This is a genomic window from Streptomyces sp. NPDC054813, assembly GCF_053611365.1.
In genome coordinates, this window is sequence record NZ_JBSHAF010000019.1 from 181,585 (window position 1) to 204,073 (window position 22,489).

The following is a 22,489-nucleotide window of genomic DNA, read 5'->3' on the forward strand; positions in this document are numbered from 1 at the left end:
CGGCGATACTGCCACCACTCAACGGATTCTCGCCAGTCGTACGTCCCGCTGCCTCCCGATGTTCGCCCCCGGTTGGCGACAACCCGTCGAACGGGTACGTTCCTGCCATGCACACCGTCGCCGTACTGGTCCTGGACCAGGTCATCCCGTCCGACTTCACCGTGCCGATCGACACCTTCGGCTGGGCCCGGCTGCCCGACGGCCGGGACGCCTACCGGGTCCGGGTGTGCGGGCCGGCGGGCGAGGTGACCGCGGCGGGCGGCGCGTTCACGGTGAAGGCGCCGTACGGGCTGGACGCGCTGGCCGAGGCGGACACGATCATCGTGCCGGGCGTCGCGGATCCCGCGTATGTCCTCCCGGCCGAGGTCGCCGACGCCCTGTGCGCGGCGGCGGCGAACGGCACCCGGATCGCGTCGGTCTGTGTCGGGGCGTTCGTCCTCGCGGCCACCGGCCTCCTTGACGGCCTGCGCGCCACCACGCACTGGGCCGCGGCCGACACCCTCGCCGCGCTCCACCCGGAAATCGACATCGACCCGAACGTCCTCTACGTCGACAACGGCCAGTTCCTGACCTCGGCGGGCGCGGCCGCGGCCATGGACATGTGCCTGCACATGGTCCGTATGGACTACGGTTCGGCGGTCGCCGCCCACGCGGCCCGGATGTCGGTCATGCCGCTGGAGCGGGAGGGCGGCCAGGCCCAGTTCATCGTCCACGACCAGCCGCCGGCACCGGCCGGTGCCACCCTGGAGCCGCTGCTGAGCTGGCTGGAGGACAACTGCGACCGGGACCTGACGCTGGAGGAGGTCGCGGCGCGGGCCGGTATGAGCACCCGTACCCTCAACCGCCGCTTCCGCGACCAGACCGGCACGACCCCGCTGCAGTGGCTGCACCGGGCGCGGGTGCGCAGGGCACAGCACCTGCTGGAGACCACCGCGCACCCCGTCGAACGCATCGCGACCCAGTCGGGCTTCGGCTCCCCGACGGCCTTCCGGGAACGCTTCCGCAAAGTGGTCGGCACGAGCCCACAGGCATACCGCCGGGCCTTCCGCAGCGCGGACGCCTCCTAGCGGGAGTCCGCGTCCGGCTGTGCCCCGAAGGGGCGCTGGGGGTACCCCCGGCCGAAGGCTGGGGGAGGAACTGCGCGACCGGCTACGACGGTGCCGCGGTCGGGTGACGGCCAGGCACGGCACTTCCAGCGGAGCGCTTGGCGCGGATGCCGCTCAGGCGCGCCGGTCGGCGACCGCCCAGGACGCCAGTGCCACCGCACCGGCCACGCCGAAGACGGACGGCCAGGCGCCGACCTTCTTGGCCAGCGGATGCGACCCGGCGAACGCGGCGACGTACGCGACGGACAGCGCCCCGGCGGCCTTCCCGCCCGCCCGCTGCCGCCACTGCTGCGCGGCGACGCCCCCGGCGACGGCCAGCACGGCCCCACCCAGCGGCCGCTTCTTCGTCCACCGGGCCACGCCGTACCCTCCGACAAGCCCGCTCGCGGCGATCACCGAACTGGGAATCCTGGCCATGCCTGTCTCCTTCTGCCGCCTTCTGTCTGGATTTCCCGAGGCTAACTCGGCGGCGGCAGCGCTGAGCGAACATGAGTCGACCCTTGTCAACCTTTGTCAACCCTTGTCAGTCCTGGGGAATCGACGAAATGCGGCTCCGGAGGTGACGGAGTGCGCCGAGCGGGGGCAGCGGGCCGGGTGGCCGCCGCGTTTGTGGCACGCCGGCCGGCCACTCTGAGCGTCGCAGTCGGCCGGCCCAACGAACCCGTTGCCGGTCAGCAGTTGATGGGCGGGTTACCGGAAGCGACTCGGCAGAAGTCCGACCCGAGTCCGCCGTCGACGGTGCCGGCGTTCGGGCCGACGGAGAGGAAGTCGCCGTCGGCGCCGCCGAGGATCCTGCCGGTCGCCGTGGTACCGGCGTTGGCCGTGATGGAGTCGCCGCCGGCGCCGCCGTCGACGGTGCCGGCAACGATGCCGTTGACGACGATGTAGTCGCTCCCGCCCGAGCCGTTGACGCTATCGCCCACGGCAAGGGCGCCGCAGCTGATGTAGTCGGAGCCGGCGGTACCAGTGACGGTCGTACCGGACACGGGACGGCCGTTGACCGTACATGAAGTCAGGGCTTGTGCAGGCGTCGCGGTCAGGGCGAGGGGAGCGGCCGCGAGGGTGGCGGCGCAGAGCGTACGCATCGCGTATCTGATCATGTGATGAGTGGTTCACGACGACTTCATGATCGCAATTCTGCGCCATCGGTGACTCTGCCGTTCGGGGTGGTGTGCCGCCCGGACGGGTCACCGGGGCTGAGGGTCGGATGATCGGGTTTGCGGCTGGTGTCCACGGAAGTTCACCCGGGAACCCTCACGCCCCGGCCCGGGAAGTCCACACGACCCCACCCTGTCTCTTGGCGGAGCCTCAGTGACCCTCTTCGTCACCCCGGACGGCACCCGTATCGCCCACCGCGACGTGCACGGAGGCGACGCGGGCCGGCGAGCAGCACCGGCGCGAGGCCGGCGGAGGCCGCCACCTCAGCGATCAGCCCACCGGGAGGGATACCGGCCCAGGCCGGCGAGTCACCGAGCGCGCTGACTCGGCCCGGCATCCCGCGCGGCTCGTCCCGCAGACGCTTCGCCGAGGTGGGCTACCTGACGGTCACTGGCTCCTGGTCTTGTCGGAGTTCGGGATGCCCTTCTGGGTGGCCTTCGCGTAGGCCTGCTCCACGGTGAGGCTCCGGTAGGCCGCCGCCGAGGCAGGGAGGCCGCCCAGCGGCCACGGGGAGGCCTTGGCGCACTGAACAGTGTCGCCGGCGATCGCCGTGTGGGCCTGGGCGGTCGCCGCGCCGATGTCCACCGGGGGCTTGGAGCCGGACGAGGAGCCGCCGCCGACCTTGAGGTCCGGGCCGACGACCACGTGGACGGTGGTGAGGCCGGGGACTGTGGTGAGGGAGGAGGGAGACAGACCCAGGGCGCTGGCCACCTGCTGCGCCTCACCCTTGTAGCGCGGGTCAGCGGCCGAGTACTCCACCTTGCTTGCGCTCACCGTCGTGGGGGTGCGCTCGAAGACGGAGTCGGAGTAGCCCTTGCCGGCCAGCTCGCTTTGCACGGCGGCCGCACGGCCCGGGATCCCGGTGCCGTTGAACACGTGGACCTCGACCGTGGACGGATCCACCGACTGGCCGGCGGAGGCGGTCGCGCCCGCGGACGGCTTGGGCGAGGACGAGGTGGTCGGCGTCAGCGACTGGTCGTCGGCTATCGAGTCGAAGAGTTGCTGCGCGCCCGGCCCCGGCACCAGCCAGGCGTTTGGATTGTAGGGGTCCTGCCCCGTCGGCATGGTGGCGAAGGTTATGTGGTCGGTCGGGATGCTCCCGAGCGTGTTGGCGAGGCCGACCAGGCTGCTCACACCGGCCAGCCCGTCGTCCACCGCGAACGCATGCGAGGCGGCCTCCGCGAGCTTGAAGACGTGCGAGGGGTCGGCCAGTGTGCCGGCGCTCTTCATCTTGTGGATCAGCGCGCTCAGGAAGATGTGCTGGGTCTGGGCGCGGTCCACGTCGCTCGCGCCCCCGAACGCGTGCCGGGTGCGTAGGAACTTCAGCGCGCCCTGGCCGACCAGGGTGTGTGTGCCGGCGGACAGCTTGAGGTGCGAGCCCGGGTCGTAGACGTTGTCCGTGGTGCAGACCTGCACGCCCCCGACAGCGTCGGACATGTTCACCACGCCGGAGAAGTCCACCACCATGAAGTGATCGATGTGCACCCCGGTGAGGGCGTTGACGGCTGCCACCGTGCAGCCCGGCCCGTAGTTCAGGCTGTTGGTGATCTGGTCGTTCGAGGGGAAGTCGTGGGGCTTGCCGTTCTGCGTGCACGACGGCATCCGGAGGTCCGTGTCGCGTGGGATGCTCATCACCGTCGCGTTCCGGTGGTCCGCCGAGACGTGCACCAGCATCTCGACATCCGCGTGCGGCAGGGACTGGTCCGAGCCACCCAGGCGTCTGTCCAGCGCGCTGTTACGGGTGTCGGAGCCGATCACCAGGAGGTTCAGCGCACCCGGGATCACGGCGCCCTTCTGCGGCTGTGTGCCGGTGTTCAGGGCACTGTGCTTGATGTTGCTGTCGAGCTGGTAGAACCAGGCACACCCCGCGGCCGCGACGAGCACCACGAAGGCGCCGACGCCCATGGCTATTCGCTTCGCCCTCTTCTTGGCCTTCGGCTTGCGCCTCCTACCGGGAGTCGGCTTGTCGCGCGGTGCCCGGACCACCGGGGGCAGGGCGTCTTCGGGGGGCCGGGACCCGCCGTCGGAGATGTACGACACGATCGCGGCCTTCCTGACTACGCGTGCCACGTCGGGCTGAGGGCGATGGCGCGCAGCTGCTTCATGGTGAGCGCGGGGGCCTTGCGGGTCGCGGCGGTCTGCTGGGAGCCGGAGTTGAAGGCGCTGACCACCACGCGGAAGCCGTCGGTGCGCATGGTGTCGACGGTCCACATCACCACCCCGTCGCCGCCCTTCTCCCCGGGCCCCTGCCGCTCGGCGACCTTCGTCCCGTCGGGGAGGGTCTCGGACCCGGCCCCGAACAGGTCCCCCTCGACATCGGACATGTCCGGCTGCACGTTGATCTGGACGAGACTCCTGCCCTTGCCGTCGTCGACGACGAGGTAGGTGAACTGGGAGTCGTCATCGGCCCCGTGCGCCACGACCTTCAGCCCCTTGGGGATCAGCGAGGCGAGGGTCTGCCGGATGGCCTTGCCCCCGTCGCCCTGGGCGATGGGCGGCTCCTGGGTCTGCCGCGGATCCTCCGGGATGGCGTCGACGACCCCACGCCAGTCCTTCGCGCCGGCAAGCACCTTCAGCTGGGCGGCGGACAGCGGAGGTTGCTCCCGGCTGATCGGCGCGTCCTTCTCCGCGGCGGCGTTCCACTCGCTCACGGTGACGTGATGGCCGTCCGGAGTGACGAGGTTCGCGGTCCAGAGCTTGGTGTCCACCCGCCGGTCGGGATACTCGTACCCCTTGAGGACCGTCACGACGGAAGCGTCGGGCAGATGGCTGGTGGCACAACTGTCGTACGGGATATAGACCTTGTCCGGGCAGCGGACGGCCTGCCGGGCGTCGTAACCGCCCGGCGCCACCCGGTTCACGGCGACGCTGATGGCGGCGGCGCCGTGACCGTCGTCGTACACGAGCTGCGCGTACGGCGCCACGAGCGGCTGGCCCTTGTCGACTCCCCGCCCCTCCGCCTTGCTGAACTCACCCTTGGGCAGCAGCTTCTCCAGCGTGCGGATCATCTCGTCCGAGGTGGCGGCGTGACCGGCGGGGGACGGCGTGACGTGCGGGGCCGTACCCACGGAGGCGGGCGGCCGTACGGACGACGACCCACCCCAGGGCACCAGCAGCGCACCGCCCACACCGGCGAGCGCGACACCGGCGGCGCCGCCGAGCACGGTGGCCCGCCGCCGCAGCCTCAGCCGCCGCCCCCGGGCCGTGCCGGCGGCCGCGAGTGCGCCCCGGTCGGTGTCGAAGGTGTCGCCGGCGTCGTGCAGGAGGGCGGAGAGCCGGCCCTCAAAGGCATCGCTACTGCTGTCGCTACTGCTGTTTCCGTCGCTGTGCTGCTGCTCCACGGGCATGACGAACCACCGTTTCCACAAGGTTGATGCGCTTGATGTCAGGAGCGGGCGTACTCGGCGAGGTTCTCGCCCAGCAGCTCGCGCAACCGCGCGAGGGCGCGCACACACCGCGTACGGACGGCGGCCGAACTCATGTTGAGCGCGTCCGCGGTCTCGTGTATCGACCGGTCCTCCCAGTACCGCAGGACGACGACGGCCCGGTCCTTGGCGGGCAGCCGCGCGAGCGCGTCGAGGAGGGTCAGCCGCAGCGAGGGATCAGCGCCTGTGTCGGCCGGCTCGGGGAACGAGTCCCTGGCTCTCTCACTGCTGCTGAACCGCCGCCGGTGGGCGAGGAAGGTCCGGGTGAGCACGGTCTGCGCGTACCCGGCGGGGTTCCCGACGCGGGAGACCCGCCCCCAGTGGACGAAGATCCGCCCGAGGGCCTCCTGCACCAGATCCTCCGCGAGGTGGGTGTCCCCGGCGGTGAGCAGACAGGCGGACCGGTACAGATGCCCGGCCCGCGCCGCGGCGAACTCGGCGTAGTTCTCCACAGGCCCCTGACTCATCCGCACGCTCCCCCGTCCCCGGCGCTCTGCCGTTCCATCCTCTTGATGCGGTGGGCCCGGGAAAATGTTTCAAAGAATTCTCAGGGCAAGCTCACTGCTCATCCCCCGCGCCCGGCGAGCAGGATGAGGCACCGGCTAGACCAGCGCCTCCCGCACCGCGTCGACGAGCGCGGTCGCACGCGTGTCCTCCGCCCCTTCGACGATGCTGTTCATGACGTAACCGAAGGCGATGCCGTGCTCGGGGTCGGCGAACGCCAGCGATCCACCACGGCCGGGGTGGCCGAAGGCGCGGGGACCGGTCAAGGGGTTCATCTCGACCGGCAGCATGTACCCGGAGGCGAACCGGATCGGGAACATGATGACCTTGTCCACCCCGGCGGCCTGCTCCTCGGTCGCCGACGCGAGGGTCTCCGCGCTGAACAGCCGTACCCCGTCAACCTCCCCGATCAACGCCGCGTACATCCGCGCAAGGCCGCGCGCGGTCCCGATCCCGTTGGACGCGGGCAGCTCCGCGGCCTGCACCTCGGCCGAGTTGAAGTCGATCTCGGCGGGATCGGTGACGGCGAACGCCCTGTTGCTCAACGACTCCGGATCCTGGAGCGCGGCGACGAACTCCCGCGCCTCAGGCGGCACGAGATCCAGCGGTACGGTGCTCAGGTCGACGTCCGGCTTCGGATACACCATCCGGCTGACCCGCCCGCGCTCTGCCGCCGGCAGCCCGATGAAGAAGTCCAGCCCGAGCGGCCCGGCGACCTCCTCGGCGAAGAACCGCCCGGGTGTACGCCCGGAAACCCGCCGAACGACCTCCCCCACCAGCCACCCGAAGGTCCGCCCGTGATACCCGTGCGCGGTTCCCGGCTCCCACGCGGGCCGCTGAGCGGCGAGCGCGTCCACCATCGGCTGCCAGCGCAACGCCTCACCCAGCGGCACCGACGGCTCGACCGTGACCACCCCGGCCCGATGCGACAGCAACCACCGCACCGGGATGTCCGCCTTGCCGTTCACGGCGAACTCCGGCCAGTAGGCGGCCACCGGTGCATCGAGATCCAACTCGCCACGCTGGGCGAGCAGATGAGCGACCGTGGCGGTGGCCCCCTTGGTCGCGGAGTACACGAGCTGCAACGTGTCCCGCTCCCAGGGGCGTCCGGTGTCGGGATCGGCGACTCCTCCCCACAGATCCACCACCGGCCGCCCGTCCCGGTACACGCACACAGCGGCCCCGACATCTCCCCGCTGGGCGAAGTTGGCGCGGAACGCCTCCCGCACACCCTCGAAACCGTCGGCCACTTCCCCATGGATCAACGTCATGTTCTCCATCCTGGCACCGAGGCGGTCCGGCGGGATGGCCTCGGGACGGACTGGGCCAGAACGTTGCGGTCCGTGCCCGGGACGAGGCCCTGAAGCATCGGCCGCCACCCGAGTAACTCCTGTGGGCGGCTGCCGGACGCCTGCACGTCCGGGCTGCTCACCGGAGTCCGGTCACCAGGGCACCTCCCCCGCGTCGTCGAAGAAGCTGCCGGTCGGGCCGTCGTCGGGCAGGGTCGCGAGCCGGATCGCGATCGCCGCGCCCTGTTCCGGGGTGCGGACACCGCGGAAACCGTTGAGGTCGGTCGCGCAGTAGCCCGGGCAGCCGACGTTGATCAGGATGTTCGTGTCGCTCAGTTCCTTTGCGTACTGGACGGTGACCGCGTTGAGGAACGTCTTCGACGGCGAGTAGGCCACCGCGATCGGGCCCGTTTCGGCGCCGGGGGTGGTCTGCAGGGTGAGGGAGCCGACGCTGCTGGACATGTTCACGATCCGCGGCGACGCCGAGCGGCGCAGCAACGGCAGCATCGCGTTGGTCACGCGGATGACGCCGATCACGTTGGTCTCCACGGCAGCCCGTACCGTCGCGACGTCGACGATGGTGGGCATCTGCGGCGCACTGCCGGTGATCCCGGCGTTGTTGACGAGCACGTCGAGGCGTCCGGCGCGGTCCTCGACCAGCCCGGCGGCAGCGGTCACGCTCGCGTCGTCGGTCACGTCCAGCGGTACGCCGAACGCGTCGACGCCCGCAGCCTGCAACTTCGCCACGGCACTCTCGCGACGCTCCTCGTCCCGCGCGCCGACCCCGACCCGCCAGCCGAGGGCGCCCAGGCCCGCGGCGATCTCGTATCCGATGCCCTTGTTCGCGCCGGTCACCAGCGCGATGGTCTGTTCGCTCATACCGCCGATCCTGTCCGGACCCGAGGCGGCTCGGCCAACACCGATCGGGTGGATATCGATACCGCCCGGGTATCGATCCCGGTCGGCCCAGTAGCATGACGGTGTGGAGACGCGGGAGTTGCGGTACTTCGTGGCGGTCGCCGAGGAACTGCACTTCGGCAAGGCCGCCCAGCGGCTCGGGATCGCGCAGCCCCCGCTGTCGCGGGCGATCGGCTTGCTCGAACGGCGCCTCGGCGCACCATTGCTGGAACGCACCAGCCGCGCGGTCACCCTGACCGAAGCCGGCTCAGTGCTCCTGCGCGAGGCCCGGGCGGCACTGGACGCCGTCGAGGCCGCCGAGCGCCGCACCCGCCGCGCTGCCCTCGCCGCGACCGGCCGGCCCGGTGTGGTCCTCGCCACGAAGGCCGGTGCCTCCGGCGAACTGCTGGCGAAACTCCTCGACGCCTACGCCGCCGAACCCGACGCGGTCACCGTCGACCTGCTCCTGTGCGGGATCGGCGAACAGGAAGGCATGCTGCGCGACGGCCGGGCCGACGTGGCTCTGCTGCATCTGCCGTTCGACTCGACGGTCGGCTTCGACACGGAGGAACTCCGTACGGAGAAGCAGGTCGTGATCCTCCCGGCCGGACACCCCCTCACCACCCGGAGCCAGGTGCGGTGGGCGGAGGTCGCCGAACTGTCCGACCTGCCGATGCCGCGCTGGCCCGGCCCGGACGGCAGATACCCGGACGGCCCCGGCCCCCAGGCCCGCGACCACGCACAGCTGCTCCAGCTGATCGCCCTCGGCCGTGCCTGCTGGATCGCGCCGGAGTCCTCCCGGGCCCAACTGAGCGACGGTCTCGCCGCCGTACCCGTGCAGGACGCGCCCTCGGTCACGACCGTGATCGCCTGGCCGCCCCACAGCCGGTCCCGAGCCGTCGCCGGACTCGTCCGGGCCGCGACAGGACTCTGACGACACGCCCCGTGCCCGGACCCCGCCGACGGGACCCGCGACGACGTCCACCGAGCCTCTCCACGCGCTCGGTCACACTGCCCGGTGCCGTCAGCCGAACGGGGCGGTGCCGGTGTGTCCAGGAGGCCGGGACCTCCTGGACACCACCTCCCCGTCGGCGTGCTGTCAGCGGACCGTCATGAGTCCGTGGCCGTGACGTCCGAGGCGTACACGAGGGCGACCCGGTGGTTGTACTGGATGGTGTACATCGCCTTGCCGCCGGTGACGACCGTGCCGCTGGACGGGAAGAAGTCGTCCGTGAGGGACGGCGCCACGGTGGCCACGTAGGCCTGGCCGGCCTGGACGGAGTACATGCTCAGCGCCGCCTGCGTCGAGGGCGACAGGCCCGCGGGGTACTCGGCGGCGTCCGGGTAGCTGGAGCCGTACACCGCCACCGGGGAACTGCCGGCCGCCGTGATCACCTTCACCCCGTGGGCCGGCGCGGTGTTGCAGCCGTGCGGGTTGTAGAACCACACCTTCGCGCCGCTGTACCAGATGGCGGTCCAGTCGCCGTCCTGATCGGCGACCACGAACTGCTGTCCCGCCGCCGCGGTGCTGCCCCAGTCGTTGATCCGGTCGGTGCCGGCCGCACCGGGGTGGATCGCCTGGTCCCCGAAGAGGGGGGCGGTGTCGCTGGGCCCGGTGCGCAGGTAGACGAAGTTCGACGCCTGCTGCGTCTCGGTGCACGCGGTGGTGGCGCCGGTCGGGTCGTCGGAGGGGCAGATCTGGACGGTCTGCAGGTTGTCGGCGAAGCGCGGGGCGATCGTGACCACCGAGCCGACGGGACCGACGCCGTGCCGCCCGTTGTGCACTCCGAGCAGGCTCATGAGGTGGTTCCAGTCCCAGGACGGGCCCGGGTCCCAGTGCATGCCGGAGACGAGGGACGACTTCGGCCCGGCGACGTTGTCATGGCCGATGATGTGCTGCCGGTCCAGCGGTATGTCGAAGCGCGCGGCGAGGTACTTCACCAACTCGGCCGTGGCCTCGTACTGCGCCTCGGTGTACCAGGTGGCACCGTGCGCGGCGTAGCCCTCGTGCTCGATGCCGATCGAGTGCATGTTGGTGGAGTAGTTGCCCGCGTGGAAGGCGAGGTCCTTCGTGGGCACCATCTGCGTCACCGCGCCGTCGGAGGACCGCATGACGTAGTGCGCGGCGGCGCCGCCCGCCTGCTCGAAGGTGGTGATGGCGGCGTCGTACGAGCTCTCGGTGTCGTGGATGACGATGCTGTCGATCCGGATACCGTTGGCGGGCCGGTTGGAGACCTGCCCGTTGGACGGCGCCGCCGGCACGAAGGTGCAGGCGACCGTGGTCGGGCACTCGGTGGCGGTGTCCGCCGCGGACTTCAGGTCCAGGGAGGCCAACTGGCGGGTGGCCGGGGCGACATCGCTGTCAGCCGCCAGCTTCACGTGCTCGCCGTCGGCCGTGGTGCGGTGGGCGCCCTTCTTCACGGTGGCGAAGACACGGTCGGCGAAGGCCGCGGCGCCCTGCCGCTCGGTGGACTGGCTGTAACGGGCCACGGCGCCGTACCAGTTACCCGGGTCGGTGGCGATGGAGCCGTTCAGGGCCTTCTGGTACGAGGCGAGCAGCGCCGCACCACCGCGGATGTTGGCCGTCGGGTCGGTACGCAGCTTCTGGGCCGGCAGACCAGTCAGCTTCGCGGCGGCCTGAAGGGTGTGCAGGGCCGGAGCGGCGGACATTTGCTTCAGATCGTGGCGGCCCGCCGCGCCCGCGTCGCCGCCGGCCATCATCGCCGGGGTCACGTCCGTCAGGTGCATCGGACCGTAACCGCCGTCCGTGCTGTGCTGCCCGGCATGGGTGTCCCAGGCGGACTCCTGGTACGCCACCGCAAGCAGCAGCTGACGCGGGACGTGGTACGCGTCGGCGGCGGCCGTGAAGTCCTGTTGCAGCGAGGCCGCCGCAACAGGGCTTCCACCGGCGGCCAGCGCCGGCACCGGCACGGCCGCCCCACCCGCGACGGCGAGCGCGGCGACGGCGGTCAGCAGGGCCGGCCGGCGGCCCTTCGACGCGTCTCCGCGTCTGGGATTGCTTGAGCTCATGAAAGAGTCCTCGAACCTCGGAGGATCAAATGGCGGAATGGAGGATGCGTGCGACGGGACATCGGTTCATCGACCGGACCGGTATACGCACGGCTCCGCGACCTACGCGGGGCTTCGTCCGTCGGCGCCTGGAAGTGGATGATCCCTCTCTGCGCGAAGGCGCGTCAACTTCACGTCGCCGAACGGAACTTGAACGTGGCCGTTGACCACGCACCACGACAGGCGCCGACCGGCGCATGGGCACAGTCACCGACAAACGCGCCGGAACCCTGCCCTAGGAGGCTCCGGAGCCCTGCCCAAAGATCCGCCGGAAGAGACCGGCAAGGCGTCCGACACCGGCACCCCCGCATCGCATGCCCGGGGCAGCCCTCCGCCGCCAGCCTTTTCGCACTCCCTGCGCGGAAGCCGATGCCCGCTGTTCCCCGCGGACTCCTCTACGATCCGACCGATGGCGTCGGCAGAGGGGGCGGACAGTGCGACGGGATCTCCGGGTGGGAGACATAGTCAGGGTTTCCTGCCCCGACACCCCCGCACGAGTCGCCGGAAAGTCGAGTCACCACGTGTCGATCGAGTGGCCCTGGTGGTCCGTCGACCCGGACTGCGACTGGATCCACTGGAACGGAGAGGTGGCCCTGGCCCATGACCCGACGTCGCACGACGGTCAGGACGGACTCTTCCGCACCACCCCACCGCCCGACCACCTGACGCCCGGCGCCCCCTGCCAAGTCGGCATTCCCCCCACCCTCGTGCACGTGATCGCCGTCGACCGCTTCGACCCGCCCCTGGAGACCGGCCGCCTGCCCCGCCCCCACCGCCACGTCGTGGTCCTCCGCACCGGCCACTCCCACGACCCCGAACGGGAAGAGCAGGGCCACGAGATCGACCCGGACGACGACATCCCGATCACCCTCGACCTGGTCTTCCGCCCCTACGCCTGCCTGACGCCCGGCGACGAGGTGGCCGACGCGGCAGGCCGCGCATGGAGCTTCGACACCCCCTGGGACTGGCACCCCTTCGACGGCGCCACCCCCGACGAGCCCCGCTGGCCCCTCACCCTCCTGACCCGAGACGGCCACCCAGCCGACCCATACCCGGCCGCCGCCGTCACCGACGCGACGAAGACCGGCTCACACCACGAGGAACTGGCCCGTTGGTCGGAACTGGCCCAGGCAACCCCGCCCGGACACCGCCAACCCCGTGAGCCGTGAAGCCTCCCTGGCCAACGGCCCCTCGCAACCCACGCAAGGGCCGTCCAACGCAAGCCCCACCGCATCCTTCCCGGCCGCCCGCTCGCTTCTTCCCCGTGCTGGAGTGAGCTGAGTCAAGGGTCGGCCGAAGGCCGATCGGCGCCAGCCGACGCGGACGCGCAGCGCAGCGGAGCGGGAGCGCCCTTTACTCAGCTCACGGAAGCACGACACTGAGAAAGAAGCGGGCGGCTGGGGGCACCTTGCAGGCGACGGTTCGGCGCATGACCTCGATACCGGCCCCGGCCCTACCCCACAAGCGGTTTAAGCCCCGGGCAGCTCAAGACCGGAAACCTGCGCGTGGACCAGCCTCTGCTCCCCACCGCACACCCGCAGTCCGAACGACTCCGACCCGGGACACCCGGCAGAGTCGAAGGCTTCCACGACCTCCTCGACGCGCTCCCACAACCGCATCGGCCCGGCCTCCCGCACCTCCCATCCACCGTCGCACGGCGTGAGCGACGCGGCAGAGCCACGGACTACGTCGACCAGATGCACGACCTCGCCCACGGTGGTCATCTGAGCGTCGGGCACCGCGCATTGGGCGAGGAAGCGTAGATGGAATGCCACCGGACTGTCAGCCGTGATCCGCTCCGGGCCGTACCGCGCCGGCCTGGCCTTCTCCGGTAGCCCAGCAGCCCAGTGGGCGGGGTTGCCGAAGACCGGAGCCGCGTGCGCCCGTACCGACATGAAGGAGACGGTGCCCGGCAGCAGCGACCCCTCCGCCGTACCGTCCTCCGCGACCGTGAGGAGGACGCGCGCATAGCCGTACAGCCACCCCGACAGCGTGAGCAGGATCTTCCCGCCCGGTCGGGTCTGTGCGAGGAGCGCGCCCGGCACGGAACGGAACGAGCAAGCGGCCACGATCCGGTCGAAGCGCGCCTCGGGCCAGTAGCCGTACCGCCCGTCCGCCACGGCCAGAGTCGGCGTGTAGCCGCAGCCGTACAGGGCGTCGGCCGCCACCGCCAGCCGGTCCGGATCGACGTCGATGCTCGTGACGTCGGCAGACCCGAGGTACTCGCAGGCCAGCGCGGTGGAGTAGCCGCTGCCGGTGCCGAGCTCCAACACCGTGTGCCCTTCACTCACCTCGGCATCGGCCCACATCCTCAGGACGAGTGAGGGCAGGGTCGAGGAGGAGGTGGGCGCCCCACCGTGCCGTACCTCGGGCGCGCTCCAGTCCGGCTCCCTGTCGTCGAACTGGGTGATCAGCGTGGTATCGGAGTACGCGGCGGCCAGCCACCTGCCGTGGTCGAGTTCGGCCGTGACGGGCTCCCACACCACCAACCCGTTCTCGTCAGTCCCGCCGGCGGCCAGATAGAAACCCGGCACGAACCGATGTCGAGGCACCTCTTCGACGGCGGTCAACCACCGGAGATCATCCACCGAGCCGTTCCGCGCGAGTTCCTTCGCCAACTTCCGCCGGAGCAGAACGGCATTGCTCCCAAGGTCGTTCGGTGTCGTCAAGGTATTCGATGTCCTCTCGGCTCAGGATCTCGGCGAACGCGTCGGCGATGGCCGGCGCGTCCGGAAGCCAGCCCCACTGCCCGTTCGGATTGCACTCGATCGCCCACCAGTCCTCCGGAGCCGTCCCGTCGCCGGTGAGCGCGAAGTCGAAGCAGCCGAAGATCAGCCCGAACGAGGCCAGGAAGCTGTACAGAGCGCCCCGAACGGACTCGGGCACTGCGATGGGGGCGTGGACGAGACGGTCCCAGTCACCCCGGCGCCAATCCAGGGCACCGTCCGCCGTGGTGATCCGCTGGGCGAACACACGACGCCCGACCACAGTGACCCGCACATCCCCGCTCTTCGGAATCTCGGCCTGAAAGAGATGCGCGGTCACCGAGACGGAGTCATCCAGGGCATCGGCCTCGATGCGCTGGGCCCAGATCGCCCCGGCGTACCCGTTCTCCCCCTCCGGCAACCCGCGGAACGACTTGTAGATGACGCGCTCGTGCTCGGCCGCGAACTTCCGAGCCTCCTCCACGTCATTGGTGACCAGAGTCTCCGGAACACGCAGACCGAGAGAGGCGAACCTCTGGAGCTGGGCGGGCTTGAAGTCGGCGCGGGCTACGGCGGACGGGTGGTTGACGTACAACGCACCTCGCAGACCGTGGAGCACACCTCCGAGCCCATGACGTGCCTCTGCGACGGCGAACTCCCGTAACTGGCGGGGCAGCTGCTGGAAGCGAGCGGTGTACGGGGTCGGCCGGCGACAGTAGACGGCTGTCACGGACTCCACATCCACCTCCCGGCTGGCAGTACGCAACCGCCCGCCCCACGTCGAGCCTCCGCCTGGCCCGAGCCGAAACCCGAAGGCAAGGTCCAGCCCGACATCCCCCGGATCAACGCGCGCAACGGTCGTCCCGCGCTCATTCAGAGCCTCGATGACCCGATCCGCGGTGACATCCTCCAACGCGGTGAGCACCAGAACTGTGCGCCTCACGGTTCAGTCCGACTCGTAGTCGGTCGTGCTGTCGTCCTGCGTCTGAGGCTGCGGCTGCTGCCCGTCCCCACCACCGGAAACCGAAGCCGTACCCGACGTTTTCGACGTCCCGTGCTTCCCCATCTCGACCACCTGACCGGCGGCGTCCATGTAGACGGCGGTCTGCGAGGCGGCATCGAGCACGACGGACGTGTGCGACGGAGGCCCGATCGGCAGCCGATCGGTCACCAACCGCATGGCCCAGGGCGCCTGAACGGCAGTAGTCGTCATGTGATTGCTCACCATTCCTTTCGATGTTCTTCGCGCAGGAGGATCAGACTTCCGAGCGTGCGGCCAGTCGTGACCGCCCTTTCTTGACCAGGGCCGTGATTGAACGCGGGGTGCACAGATCGCCCTCGTAGCGCGGCGGGACGAGCCAGTAGGTGCCCGGTGACTGTTGTCGGTCGAGCCGTGGCACGCCGAGATAGGTGCCTTGCCCCAGACACGTGGCGATGTCGTCGTACGCCCAGACCAGACCGGCGTGTCCCTGGATCAGGGCGTAGTAGGTGCCGCCGGCGAATCGGCGGTCGTAGATGATCGAGCCCCCCAGCAAGAGGCCGAGGCAGACGGCGACATCATCCGGGTCGCTCGAATCCACGGCGGCGTGCACCTCCTCCGACGCCATGCGCACCGCCGCGAACCGATCGCCGAGCGGTAACAGGGCGACGCCCTGAATCGCCCACTCGTGCCAGGCCTGCGCAGGCGTCGGATGGGCTCGTGCGAGCCATTCGGAGATCGCTCTGTCCAGGGCCTCTTGTGTGTCCACAACCTGCCTCCTGTCTTGGGGACAATGCAAAGCGTCCAGTAACCGGGCGTCAGATTCGAGGACTTGAAAGGGTCACTGAAGGGACTCCATAGGGTCTTTCATGACTCCTTGGGGAGGACGCCCCGCTTGAAACAGGACCCGATGTGGAAGAGTTGAAGCAGCCGTAGCAGGAGGTGCTCCCATGCCGAGGCCCACCGGCAACGTTCGACTCAAGGCCGCTCGCGTAGCCGCGGGCTTCAACTCCCAGCAGCATCTGGCCGACGCACTCACCCAGCACGCCAAAGACATGGGCGTTCGAGGGTTGTCGATCGGTGTGCGGCAGGTTCGGCGCTGGGAGTCGGACAACCCACCTTGGCCGCAACCGGACTGCCAACGCGTTCTTGTGCACCTGCTCGGACAGAGCATGGAGGCGTTGGGGTTCACGCCGCCATGGGGTTCAGATGGGCCGCAGCACGCGGAGCAGGCACGGCGTGCCTTGGCCACCGGCGGCCTGACAGTGCTGGGCGGCCGGGCATCACCGCCCCGCAAAGTCGCCGTGACCCGTCAACCTTCCACGGCCGGAGCCGATTTCATGGCGGTGACCCGCTCGCACCGTCGGCTCTACTGGTCGGTCGCACCGGCAGAGCTGCACCCGGCCGTCGTCGCGCACGCGACGCTGGGATGCGCCCTGTTGCCGGAGACGACGGACTCGACACGTCGTGAGATCGCGGCCGCGATGGCGGAGACCTACCTCCTGGCAGGTCGTGTCGAGTTCTTCGATCTCCGCGAGCCGAGCACGGCCAACAACACCTTCCTGTCGGCTCTGCAGGCAGCGGGAGAGGCGAATGACGCGTTGCTCGGCTCAGCGATCACCGCGCACATGGCGTTCGTCCCGGGTTGGGCGGCGGATCGCGACGGCGCGCTTGAGCGTATGACGGCCGCTCGCACCTACGCACGACGTGCGCCGGCCTCCGCCGAGTTCCTGGCCTGGCTGGACGCGGTGGAGGCCGAGTGCGAGACGAGGTCGGGCAACAGCCGTACCGCGCTGCACCTGCTCGGCCACGCGGAGGAAGTCCTGACGGCGGGCAACGAACACCCGTCGCCGGAGTGGCTGGACTGGTTCTCCCCAGCCCGCCTGGCGGCCTTCAAGGGCAACACCCAGATGATCGCGGGCCACCTCCCGCAAGCCCGCGAAAGTCTGCTGCATGCCCTGACAGCGATGACGCCGGCCGAGGACAAGCAACGCTCGGTCGTCTACGGCGACCTGGCCGCCGTGGAGGCCACATCCGGGAACCCGGAGCAGGCCTGCGAGTACGCGGGCAAGGCCCTCGACCAGCTGGCGGTCACCTGGTACGCGACCGGCATGGACCGGGTACGAGAGGTACGTCGTGCGCTCACGCCCCACCAGGCCGAGCGCTGCGTACGTGCCCTCGACGACCGGCTGTACGACTGGTCGACGACGCTCAGCGCGCTGGGTCGTTGAACTCGGCGATCACATCCGGAAGTTCAAGCAGGCTCTCGACCCGGAAGGTCGGCAGCTCCTTGGCCTCGCGGTCGCTCCACTGGATGGTGGCCCAGGGGCCACGACGCACGAGGGCGGTCCGCATTCCGGCCTGGCGGGCAGGACGGATGTCGTTGTCGCACCTGTCCCCGACGTAAAGCACCTCGCCGACGTCGACGGGCACGACGTCGGCGACCCGCTTGAAGAACTCGGGGTCGGGCTTACTGGCGCCCCAGTCGTCGGAGGTGCCGATGAGATCGACATCGTGGGAGAACAGCTCCCGCAGAATTCGCCCGGCCCGCACGGTCTGGTTCCCGGCGATCCCCAGCCAGAGTCCCTTACCTCGTAGTTCGGCAAGCGCAGGCCGCACATCGGCGTAGAGATCCTCCTCCCCGAAGGACTCCGGCCGTCCGGCGGCGGCCCGCTTCTCCCGCTCCTCGTAGAGATCGAACCCGGGGCGAAACTCTTGGAAGACCTCCCGGTAGTCCCGCCCTTGAGCGATCACGGCCCCGAACATGGCGTGGAAGGTGTGCCGAGGCACACCGAGCCAGTCGGCCCAGGTCCCGTACTCCCGGGTCTCGTCTACCAGGCATTCACCTACGTCGAAGACGACTGCGCGGATCACGGGCGCAGGATATCGGGAGACCGAACCAGGACGCATGCCCGCTCATAGTGTTGGTGATTGGCCGGTGTGGTCATGTACCGCCACGGCGTTGCGATACGAAAATGTGGTCACGCGGCACCTTAAGGAAGGCGTAATGCGCCCCAGGCGGACATACTCCCGATCGGATTCCCGAGACCAAGCAGCTCTGGATCTCCCTGAGAGATGCCCTTGACCATGTGAGCAGACTGAAGGACTGTCCCCATGGATGTGAATTCACGCAAGGTCACTCGCTCTCGTCGGAAGTTCGACCCCTGACCTGCGCGTACGCAAACAGCTCCTCGAAGTGGACGATCAGTTTCTCAACCGCCTGCTCTGGAACTCTCTCCTCCTCCGGACCTTGGGGCAGTTCATTCCTAGGCGATGGAAGTGATGACTCGGCGCCCGCGATCCACTCGCGCAGCGGTGCCCGATCACTTTCCACATCCAGAGCGATGACGTCGTACATCAAGGTCGCTGCGGCAGCATTGACCGCAGACGTCAGGGCGTTGACTTCTCGACCGGTGCGCACAGCGCCCCGTTCCATGAGCCTGACGAGAGCAAGGGCGGTGGGGCGGTGATCGATGACGTCGAGCCGAAGGGCAGAGTTGAGCATGTCCTGGTTGCCACAGGCCACTACGACGGGTCGGTAGTCCGAGCCGTCACGGAAGAGTTCGGCTGCCCACCAGAGCCGGGCGAACGTCTGCTTGTAGTGTGGGCCGACGAACCTGTCGCGAGCCACGCGCCCGGGCGATCCATCCGCCTTCGGTTCGGACAGATGCCGCCACACTACGTAGTCCGGCGCCACTCCAAGGGCTAGATATGTCCAGAACCCCTTTTCGGCCGCTTCCCGACGCGTGATGCGAAGGGTCTCGTGCAGACGTGGTGCCAGCCACGCGTCCGCGGCAGTGGGACGTTCGTTCCCGAATCTACTCAGCGCGTGTTCGATCAGATCCCGGACTCGGTCCAGCCGCAGGCGCGCGTCGTCACCCGGCAGTCTCTCGGCAATCTTGTTCAGCGCGATGGAGGGGACGTCCTCACGTCCCTCGAGCAGGCCTGTGGAGATGAACTCGGCAGCCTGCACATCGGAGATCAGAGCAAGTCGTTCCGGCAGGTGCTCGGGACGGGAAGTCACGCGAGGGTCTCCTGGTCGATTCGTTCGATGTCACGGACAGTGGTGGCCAACGCCTTGGGAACCTCGGCACGACGTGCGGCGGCGTACTGGATACGAGGTTGCAGATCCGTCCAGCTCCCCTCACCGGTACGCCGGAGATGCACCTCTCGGAGAGCATCCTCCACCGCCCGCCCGGGGACGATGTCCGGAAGCATCTCTCGCAGCACCGCGCCTCGCCAGTCGGGCGGGAAGAGCGGCGTCCCGTCGTCCTCGATCTCCAGGTCGCCGATGGCAGTGTGGAATACAGCGGTCCATACATCGGCGCACATCTGGGCCAGCAGCATCTCTCCCACCACGCCCTCCACCTTTGAGCCCCGACCCTCCACCAGTGCTACGAGGCCCTCGAAGTCCGAGTTAAGGCGGACGGTAGGCATCCGCCCCGAAGTGTCCACTATCCAGGGTGCGTCCCGGAAACTGCGCAACCACTCGGCGCCGCGGGCGAAACTGACTGTGCTGACGTCCAGTTGGCGATCCCTGAGCGGGACGTCGGAAGAGATGTCGATCACCCACTCTTGATCGATGGAGCCGATGATCCGACCCGGTGTTTCCTCGACTGTGGCCACCACGTGCACAGCCAGCGACGCGCGGTCCAGATGGTCGTCCCGGTCGAGCTCGATCTCGCCAGTCCACTCCCTGCCACCTTCCACACCGCGCGTCAACGGAACGCAAGTACGCGCGTTGGTGGCCCCCTCCATCAGAACGGCGACGACCGCGATGTCGGACCAGTGGCCCTTCGCCTCGATCTCTCGGACCGGCACGGTCGCCGTCAGGGCAAGCCGCGCGATCTGCCAGTCGTCGCGCTCGGCCATGCCGAGTGCCACGACCTGCTCGACGACCGAGTATCCCTTGGATTCCAACTGCTCACGGATGTCTCCGGGGCCGCGCAACCGGACGGCCGTGACACGCGCAGTCACGGCACCGGTCAGCCGGGGATACGGATAAACCCTCACGCGAGGCCCCCTTTACTCTCGTGGAGTTCGACAACGAGACCGCTCAGTGCGGCCCTCACTGGGTGTGTGGACACGTCGGTGACGCCCCGAAATACCGCACGACGGCTCCCGGGCGGGAAATGCAAAACGCCGTCCACCACTTCGCAATTGCTGACGGCAACGAGTTCGGCCCACTTGACCACCGGACGAGGGCCGGAGCGAACCTCTAGCTTGGCGACGGGGCTCATTTTCCAGGGGTCGCCCGCAGCCGGCACCTTGACCTCGGCGGTGATCTGCCACGCACCAGAAGGATCGACCACTGCATCCAGATCATCCAGTTTCGGAGGCGTCACAGTCCCCCTGACCCTGCTGACAGGCTTGCCCGAGATCTTGAGGCGCTTGCTCACCCTGCTCGGCCCGCCGGACTTCTTCTCCTTGGAGACCGCCACGAGCTCGTGCACGGCCTTGTTGGTCTCCGACGTCAACGCTGCGATCCGCCGATGGGCTGAAGGCGAGTAGCGCATCCTCAACTCCTCGGTCTGCCCCCACTTGTTGTGCTCCGGCGGCTCGGAGGATCGAAGAAACTCCTCGGCTTCGGCTGCGAAGGGCGCGTCGTTACCCGCCGCCCGGCCCACGAGCAGAACTGCCTGGAACGGATTGGTTCCCACAGGGAGGCCAGGCACCCAGCTGGTCTTGACCGTCATCCGATTGCCGCGCATCGCAGTCACCTGGTTGATCTTGCCATCGGCGTCCATCGCCTCGGTGACAAGGAGTACGGCCCTGTGCTCACCGGCCGTTTCGGTCAAGCCATCTCTCTCGGGCACCTTCAACGGCACTGTGACGAGGGCTACTTGACCCGCCTCGGTGAGCCGGTCCACCGTAGTGCCACTCAGAAACGCCTGAAGAGCACGCGAGCGCGCGGGTTGATGCACTTCCGGTTCGACCCGTTCCTCCTCCACGTATTCCACTCCGTTGCGCAGCGTGCGCACCGATGCTTCCAACAGAGGCCGGCGGTCGCCTCCTGCTGTCATGGCAGCCCAGAAATTACGACCGAGCGCGCGAACCAGCCGCTGGTGCATACGCTCCAGGCTGTCCTCGTCATCACCCGCATCACCTTCGAGGTCCTGCCCAGCCCCGGCGAGGCTGGCCACATCATGTGCTCCAACAATCAAGAACGACGTGCCGGGATCATCGCCCTCACGGGTGAGATGCAGATCCTCTGCCGTCTTTTCGTCAGCCCACCAGGAACGGACGACCTCACTGTTTTCGGCTTTTGGATCCGGTTGCCCGAACCAAGCGGGCCCGGCAAATCTCTTGCCGTCCACTTCACGCCAGGGCAGATCGAGTCGTCCAATTAGCCGCCGCTGGGTATGCCCCTCATGAGGTTCGGAGAGCGTGGAATTGATGAGAACGAGCCCCAGTCGGCTGGTTGCCCAGAGCGTGGCCTTTCCGAGTCCGTACGAACCGCCAGCCGCCACATCCGACTTGCGGCTTTCGAGTTGGCGCCGCACCACGGCGGCGAAGCGGCCGTCATCGTAGTCGTCACCGGTCAGCCCATTGGCGTTGTAGTCGTCGACGCGAAGCAGGACCAGCCGATCTCGCTCGAGCATCTCCCGCAAGCCGGCGCCGATGACCCGCCCGACCTTCTGGTCCTGCGCGGCAGCAGCCTCATAGTGCGGGTGGAGGTCGTGCCAGTGGATCGCAGTGCGGAACCGTGCCAGGGCGTCCCCGGTCAGTTCGTGCAGGGTGTAGCGGACCCTCACCGGGCGATCGTTCCTTCTGTCGCGCTCGTCGAGGCTGTTCTGCGTCGCCTCACGAGCCAGAACCTCCAGATCGGCCTCGAAGGCGAAAGCCGCGGCATTGCCGAATTCCCGCCCACCGTCGTCGTGCCCGGGCCGGTGGTACCACACGACTGATGTCTCCGAGGACGTGTCCGATCGGTCCGGACCACTCGCGAAGCCCTGCTTGCATTTCGCGTCGACTCCAAGGGTCTCGTGCACCCTGGTCAAAAGGTCGGGGTCAGGCATGGAACGACCATCGAGCCAGGCATCGACAAGTGCCCGCGTCACTGCCAGCCGGTGTGCCAGTTCACTTTTGCCAGTCCCCATCTCTCGCATCCGCTCGGACAACCACCGACCGAACTCCGTCTCCTTCGAGGTCACCGCTCGCCCTCTCCCGTCGGAACCGCTCTCTGTCTCCGGCTTGCCCGCAATATCATTCTGCAGTGACGCGCCAGCCCCCGCCTCTGCCTGCCTCGCCGCACCTCTGTGCCGCTCGGACATCTCAGCGACCTCCTGAGCAATTTTCCGGGCGGCTTTCCTCCGGCGGCGTTCCGCGTCGGGGTTGTCGGGATCCAACCCCATCT

The 22,489-nt window shown here is 69.0% G+C and carries 20 protein-coding genes; 4 read left to right on the forward strand and 16 right to left on the reverse strand.

Translation table 11 applies throughout. From position 1 onward, the window contains the following. The first annotated feature begins 107 nt into the window (after positions 1-107). The gene (locus ACWGJB_RS33370) at positions 108-1,067 is read left to right on the forward strand and encodes a GlxA family transcriptional regulator (RefSeq protein WP_453383769.1); all 960 of its coding nucleotides are present in this window, start codon (positions 108-110) and stop codon (positions 1,065-1,067) included. 153 nt (positions 1,068-1,220) lie between these two features. Here the strand turns inward: ACWGJB_RS33370 and ACWGJB_RS33375 are convergent, their stop codons facing one another. From ACWGJB_RS33375 to ACWGJB_RS33405, 7 genes are all read right to left on the reverse strand, one after another. Next, complete coding sequence (locus ACWGJB_RS33375; RefSeq protein ID WP_453383770.1) at positions 1,221-1,523, reverse strand: hypothetical protein; 303 nt, start codon at positions 1,521-1,523, stop codon at positions 1,221-1,223. Positions 1,524-1,777: 254 nt separating this feature from the next. After that, positions 1,778-2,191, reverse strand: a complete 414-nt coding sequence (locus ACWGJB_RS33380) for a hypothetical protein (protein WP_453383771.1) — start codon at positions 2,189-2,191, stop codon at positions 1,778-1,780. 460 nt (positions 2,192-2,651) lie between these two features. Further along, complete coding sequence (locus ACWGJB_RS33385) at positions 2,652-4,304, reverse strand: LCP family protein (protein ID WP_453383772.1); 1,653 nt, start codon at positions 4,302-4,304, stop codon at positions 2,652-2,654. Positions 4,305-4,321: 17 nt separating this feature from the next. After that, entirely contained in the window at positions 4,322-5,611 is a 1,290-nt protein-coding gene (locus ACWGJB_RS33390) for a hypothetical protein (protein ID WP_453383773.1), read from the reverse strand. 38 nt (positions 5,612-5,649) lie between these two features. Further along, positions 5,650-6,156 (reverse strand): SigE family RNA polymerase sigma factor, encoded by a 507-nt coding sequence (locus tag ACWGJB_RS33395; protein WP_453383774.1) that lies wholly within the window; start codon positions 6,154-6,156, stop codon positions 5,650-5,652. Between the two features lie 135 nt (positions 6,157-6,291). Beyond that, a complete protein-coding gene (locus ACWGJB_RS33400; protein WP_453383775.1) occupies positions 6,292-7,464 on the reverse strand; it encodes a serine hydrolase domain-containing protein in 1,173 nt (390 codons plus the stop codon). A gap of 171 nt (positions 7,465-7,635) precedes the next feature. Next, positions 7,636-8,361 carry an SDR family oxidoreductase gene (locus tag ACWGJB_RS33405; protein ID WP_453383776.1) on the reverse strand — a complete coding sequence of 242 codons (726 nt, stop codon included), beginning with the start codon at positions 8,359-8,361 and terminating at the stop codon, positions 7,636-7,638. 103 nt (positions 8,362-8,464) lie between these two features. Between ACWGJB_RS33405 and ACWGJB_RS33410 the strand changes: the two genes are divergently transcribed. Further along, positions 8,465-9,313, forward strand: a complete 849-nt coding sequence (locus ACWGJB_RS33410) for a LysR family transcriptional regulator (RefSeq protein ID WP_453383777.1) — start codon at positions 8,465-8,467, stop codon at positions 9,311-9,313. Between the two features lie 176 nt (positions 9,314-9,489). On the opposite strand, the gene ACWGJB_RS33415 is transcribed toward ACWGJB_RS33410, so the two are convergent. Next, the gene (locus ACWGJB_RS33415; RefSeq protein ID WP_453383778.1) at positions 9,490-11,409 is read right to left on the reverse strand and encodes an N-acetylmuramoyl-L-alanine amidase; all 1,920 of its coding nucleotides are present in this window, start codon (positions 11,407-11,409) and stop codon (positions 9,490-9,492) included. A gap of 560 nt (positions 11,410-11,969) precedes the next feature. Between ACWGJB_RS33415 and ACWGJB_RS33420 the strand changes: the two genes are divergently transcribed. After that, entirely contained in the window at positions 11,970-12,617 is a 648-nt protein-coding gene (locus ACWGJB_RS33420; RefSeq protein ID WP_453383779.1) for a hypothetical protein, read from the forward strand. A gap of 300 nt (positions 12,618-12,917) precedes the next feature. Here the strand turns inward: ACWGJB_RS33420 and tgmC are convergent, their stop codons facing one another. Genes tgmC through ACWGJB_RS33440 form a run of 4 tightly spaced genes read right to left on the reverse strand, consistent with a single transcriptional unit; the run spans position 12,918 to position 15,901 of the window. Beyond that, a complete protein-coding gene (gene tgmC, locus ACWGJB_RS33425) occupies positions 12,918-14,117 on the reverse strand; it encodes an ATP-grasp peptide maturase system methyltransferase (protein ID WP_453383780.1) in 1,200 nt (399 codons plus the stop codon). Beyond that, positions 14,029-15,078, reverse strand: a complete 1,050-nt coding sequence (gene tgmB, locus ACWGJB_RS33430) for an ATP-grasp ribosomal peptide maturase (protein ID WP_453383781.1) — start codon at positions 15,076-15,078, stop codon at positions 14,029-14,031. Before tgmB ends, tgmC begins: the two co-directional genes overlap by 89 nt. A 21-nt stretch (positions 15,079-15,099) precedes the next feature. After that, positions 15,100-15,366, reverse strand: coding sequence for a putative ATP-grasp-modified RiPP (locus ACWGJB_RS33435; protein ID WP_453383782.1), 267 nt, complete (start codon positions 15,364-15,366; stop codon positions 15,100-15,102). A gap of 43 nt (positions 15,367-15,409) precedes the next feature. Next, entirely contained in the window at positions 15,410-15,901 is a 492-nt protein-coding gene (locus ACWGJB_RS33440) for a hypothetical protein (protein WP_453383783.1), read from the reverse strand. A 181-nt stretch (positions 15,902-16,082) separates the two neighbouring features. Here ACWGJB_RS33440 and ACWGJB_RS33445 point away from each other — a divergent pair, with 181 nt between their 5' ends. Then, the gene (locus tag ACWGJB_RS33445) at positions 16,083-17,363 is read left to right on the forward strand and encodes a transcriptional regulator (RefSeq protein ID WP_453383784.1); all 1,281 of its coding nucleotides are present in this window, start codon (positions 16,083-16,085) and stop codon (positions 17,361-17,363) included. Here ACWGJB_RS33445 and ACWGJB_RS33450 read toward each other — a convergent pair. The 4 genes from ACWGJB_RS33450 to ACWGJB_RS33465 form a co-directional block, all read right to left on the reverse strand. Then, the gene (locus ACWGJB_RS33450) at positions 17,344-18,006 is read right to left on the reverse strand and encodes an HAD family hydrolase (RefSeq protein WP_453383785.1); all 663 of its coding nucleotides are present in this window, start codon (positions 18,004-18,006) and stop codon (positions 17,344-17,346) included. The two genes, ACWGJB_RS33445 and ACWGJB_RS33450, sit on opposite strands and share 20 nt — an antisense overlap. Positions 18,007-18,268: 262 nt before the next feature. Next, positions 18,269-19,156: a DUF6339 family protein gene (locus ACWGJB_RS33455; protein WP_453383786.1), complete on the reverse strand. Its 888-nt coding sequence runs from the start codon at positions 19,154-19,156 to the stop codon at positions 18,269-18,271. Continuing rightward, positions 19,153-20,145, reverse strand: a complete 993-nt coding sequence (locus ACWGJB_RS33460) for a hypothetical protein (protein WP_453383787.1) — start codon at positions 20,143-20,145, stop codon at positions 19,153-19,155. Before ACWGJB_RS33460 ends, ACWGJB_RS33455 begins: the two co-directional genes overlap by 4 nt. Further along, the gene (locus tag ACWGJB_RS33465; protein ID WP_453383804.1) at positions 20,142-22,241 is read right to left on the reverse strand and encodes a transcriptional regulator; all 2,100 of its coding nucleotides are present in this window, start codon (positions 22,239-22,241) and stop codon (positions 20,142-20,144) included. The genes ACWGJB_RS33460 and ACWGJB_RS33465 overlap by 4 nt, the downstream gene beginning before the upstream one ends. Positions 22,242-22,489 lie beyond the last annotated feature (248 nt).

Excerpts from the sequence above, each read along its gene's own strand:
- ACWGJB_RS33370 (WP_453383769.1), top strand. The coding sequence starts at position 108 with ATGCACACCGTCGCCGTACTGGTCCTGGACCAGGTCATCCCGTCCGAC.
- ACWGJB_RS33375 (WP_453383770.1), bottom strand. The coding sequence starts at position 1,523 with ATGGCCAGGATTCCCAGTTCGGTGATCGCCGCGAGCGGGCTTGTCGGA.
- ACWGJB_RS33380 (WP_453383771.1), bottom strand. The coding sequence starts at position 2,191 with ATGCGTACGCTCTGCGCCGCCACCCTCGCGGCCGCTCCCCTCGCCCTG.
- ACWGJB_RS33390 (WP_453383773.1), bottom strand. The coding sequence starts at position 5,611 with ATGCCCGTGGAGCAGCAGCACAGCGACGGAAACAGCAGTAGCGACAGC.
- ACWGJB_RS33395 (WP_453383774.1), bottom strand. The coding sequence starts at position 6,156 with ATGAGTCAGGGGCCTGTGGAGAACTACGCCGAGTTCGCCGCGGCGCGG.
- ACWGJB_RS33400 (WP_453383775.1), bottom strand. The coding sequence starts at position 7,464 with ATGACGTTGATCCATGGGGAAGTGGCCGACGGTTTCGAGGGTGTGCGG.
- ACWGJB_RS33405 (WP_453383776.1), bottom strand. The coding sequence starts at position 8,361 with ATGAGCGAACAGACCATCGCGCTGGTGACCGGCGCGAACAAGGGCATC.
- ACWGJB_RS33415 (WP_453383778.1), bottom strand. The coding sequence starts at position 11,409 with ATGAGCTCAAGCAATCCCAGACGCGGAGACGCGTCGAAGGGCCGCCGG.
- ACWGJB_RS33435 (WP_453383782.1), bottom strand. The coding sequence starts at position 15,366 with ATGACGACTACTGCCGTTCAGGCGCCCTGGGCCATGCGGTTGGTGACC.
- ACWGJB_RS33445 (WP_453383784.1), top strand. The coding sequence starts at position 16,083 with ATGCCGAGGCCCACCGGCAACGTTCGACTCAAGGCCGCTCGCGTAGCC.
- ACWGJB_RS33465 (WP_453383804.1), bottom strand. The coding sequence starts at position 22,241 with ATGCGAGAGATGGGGACTGGCAAAAGTGAACTGGCACACCGGCTGGCA.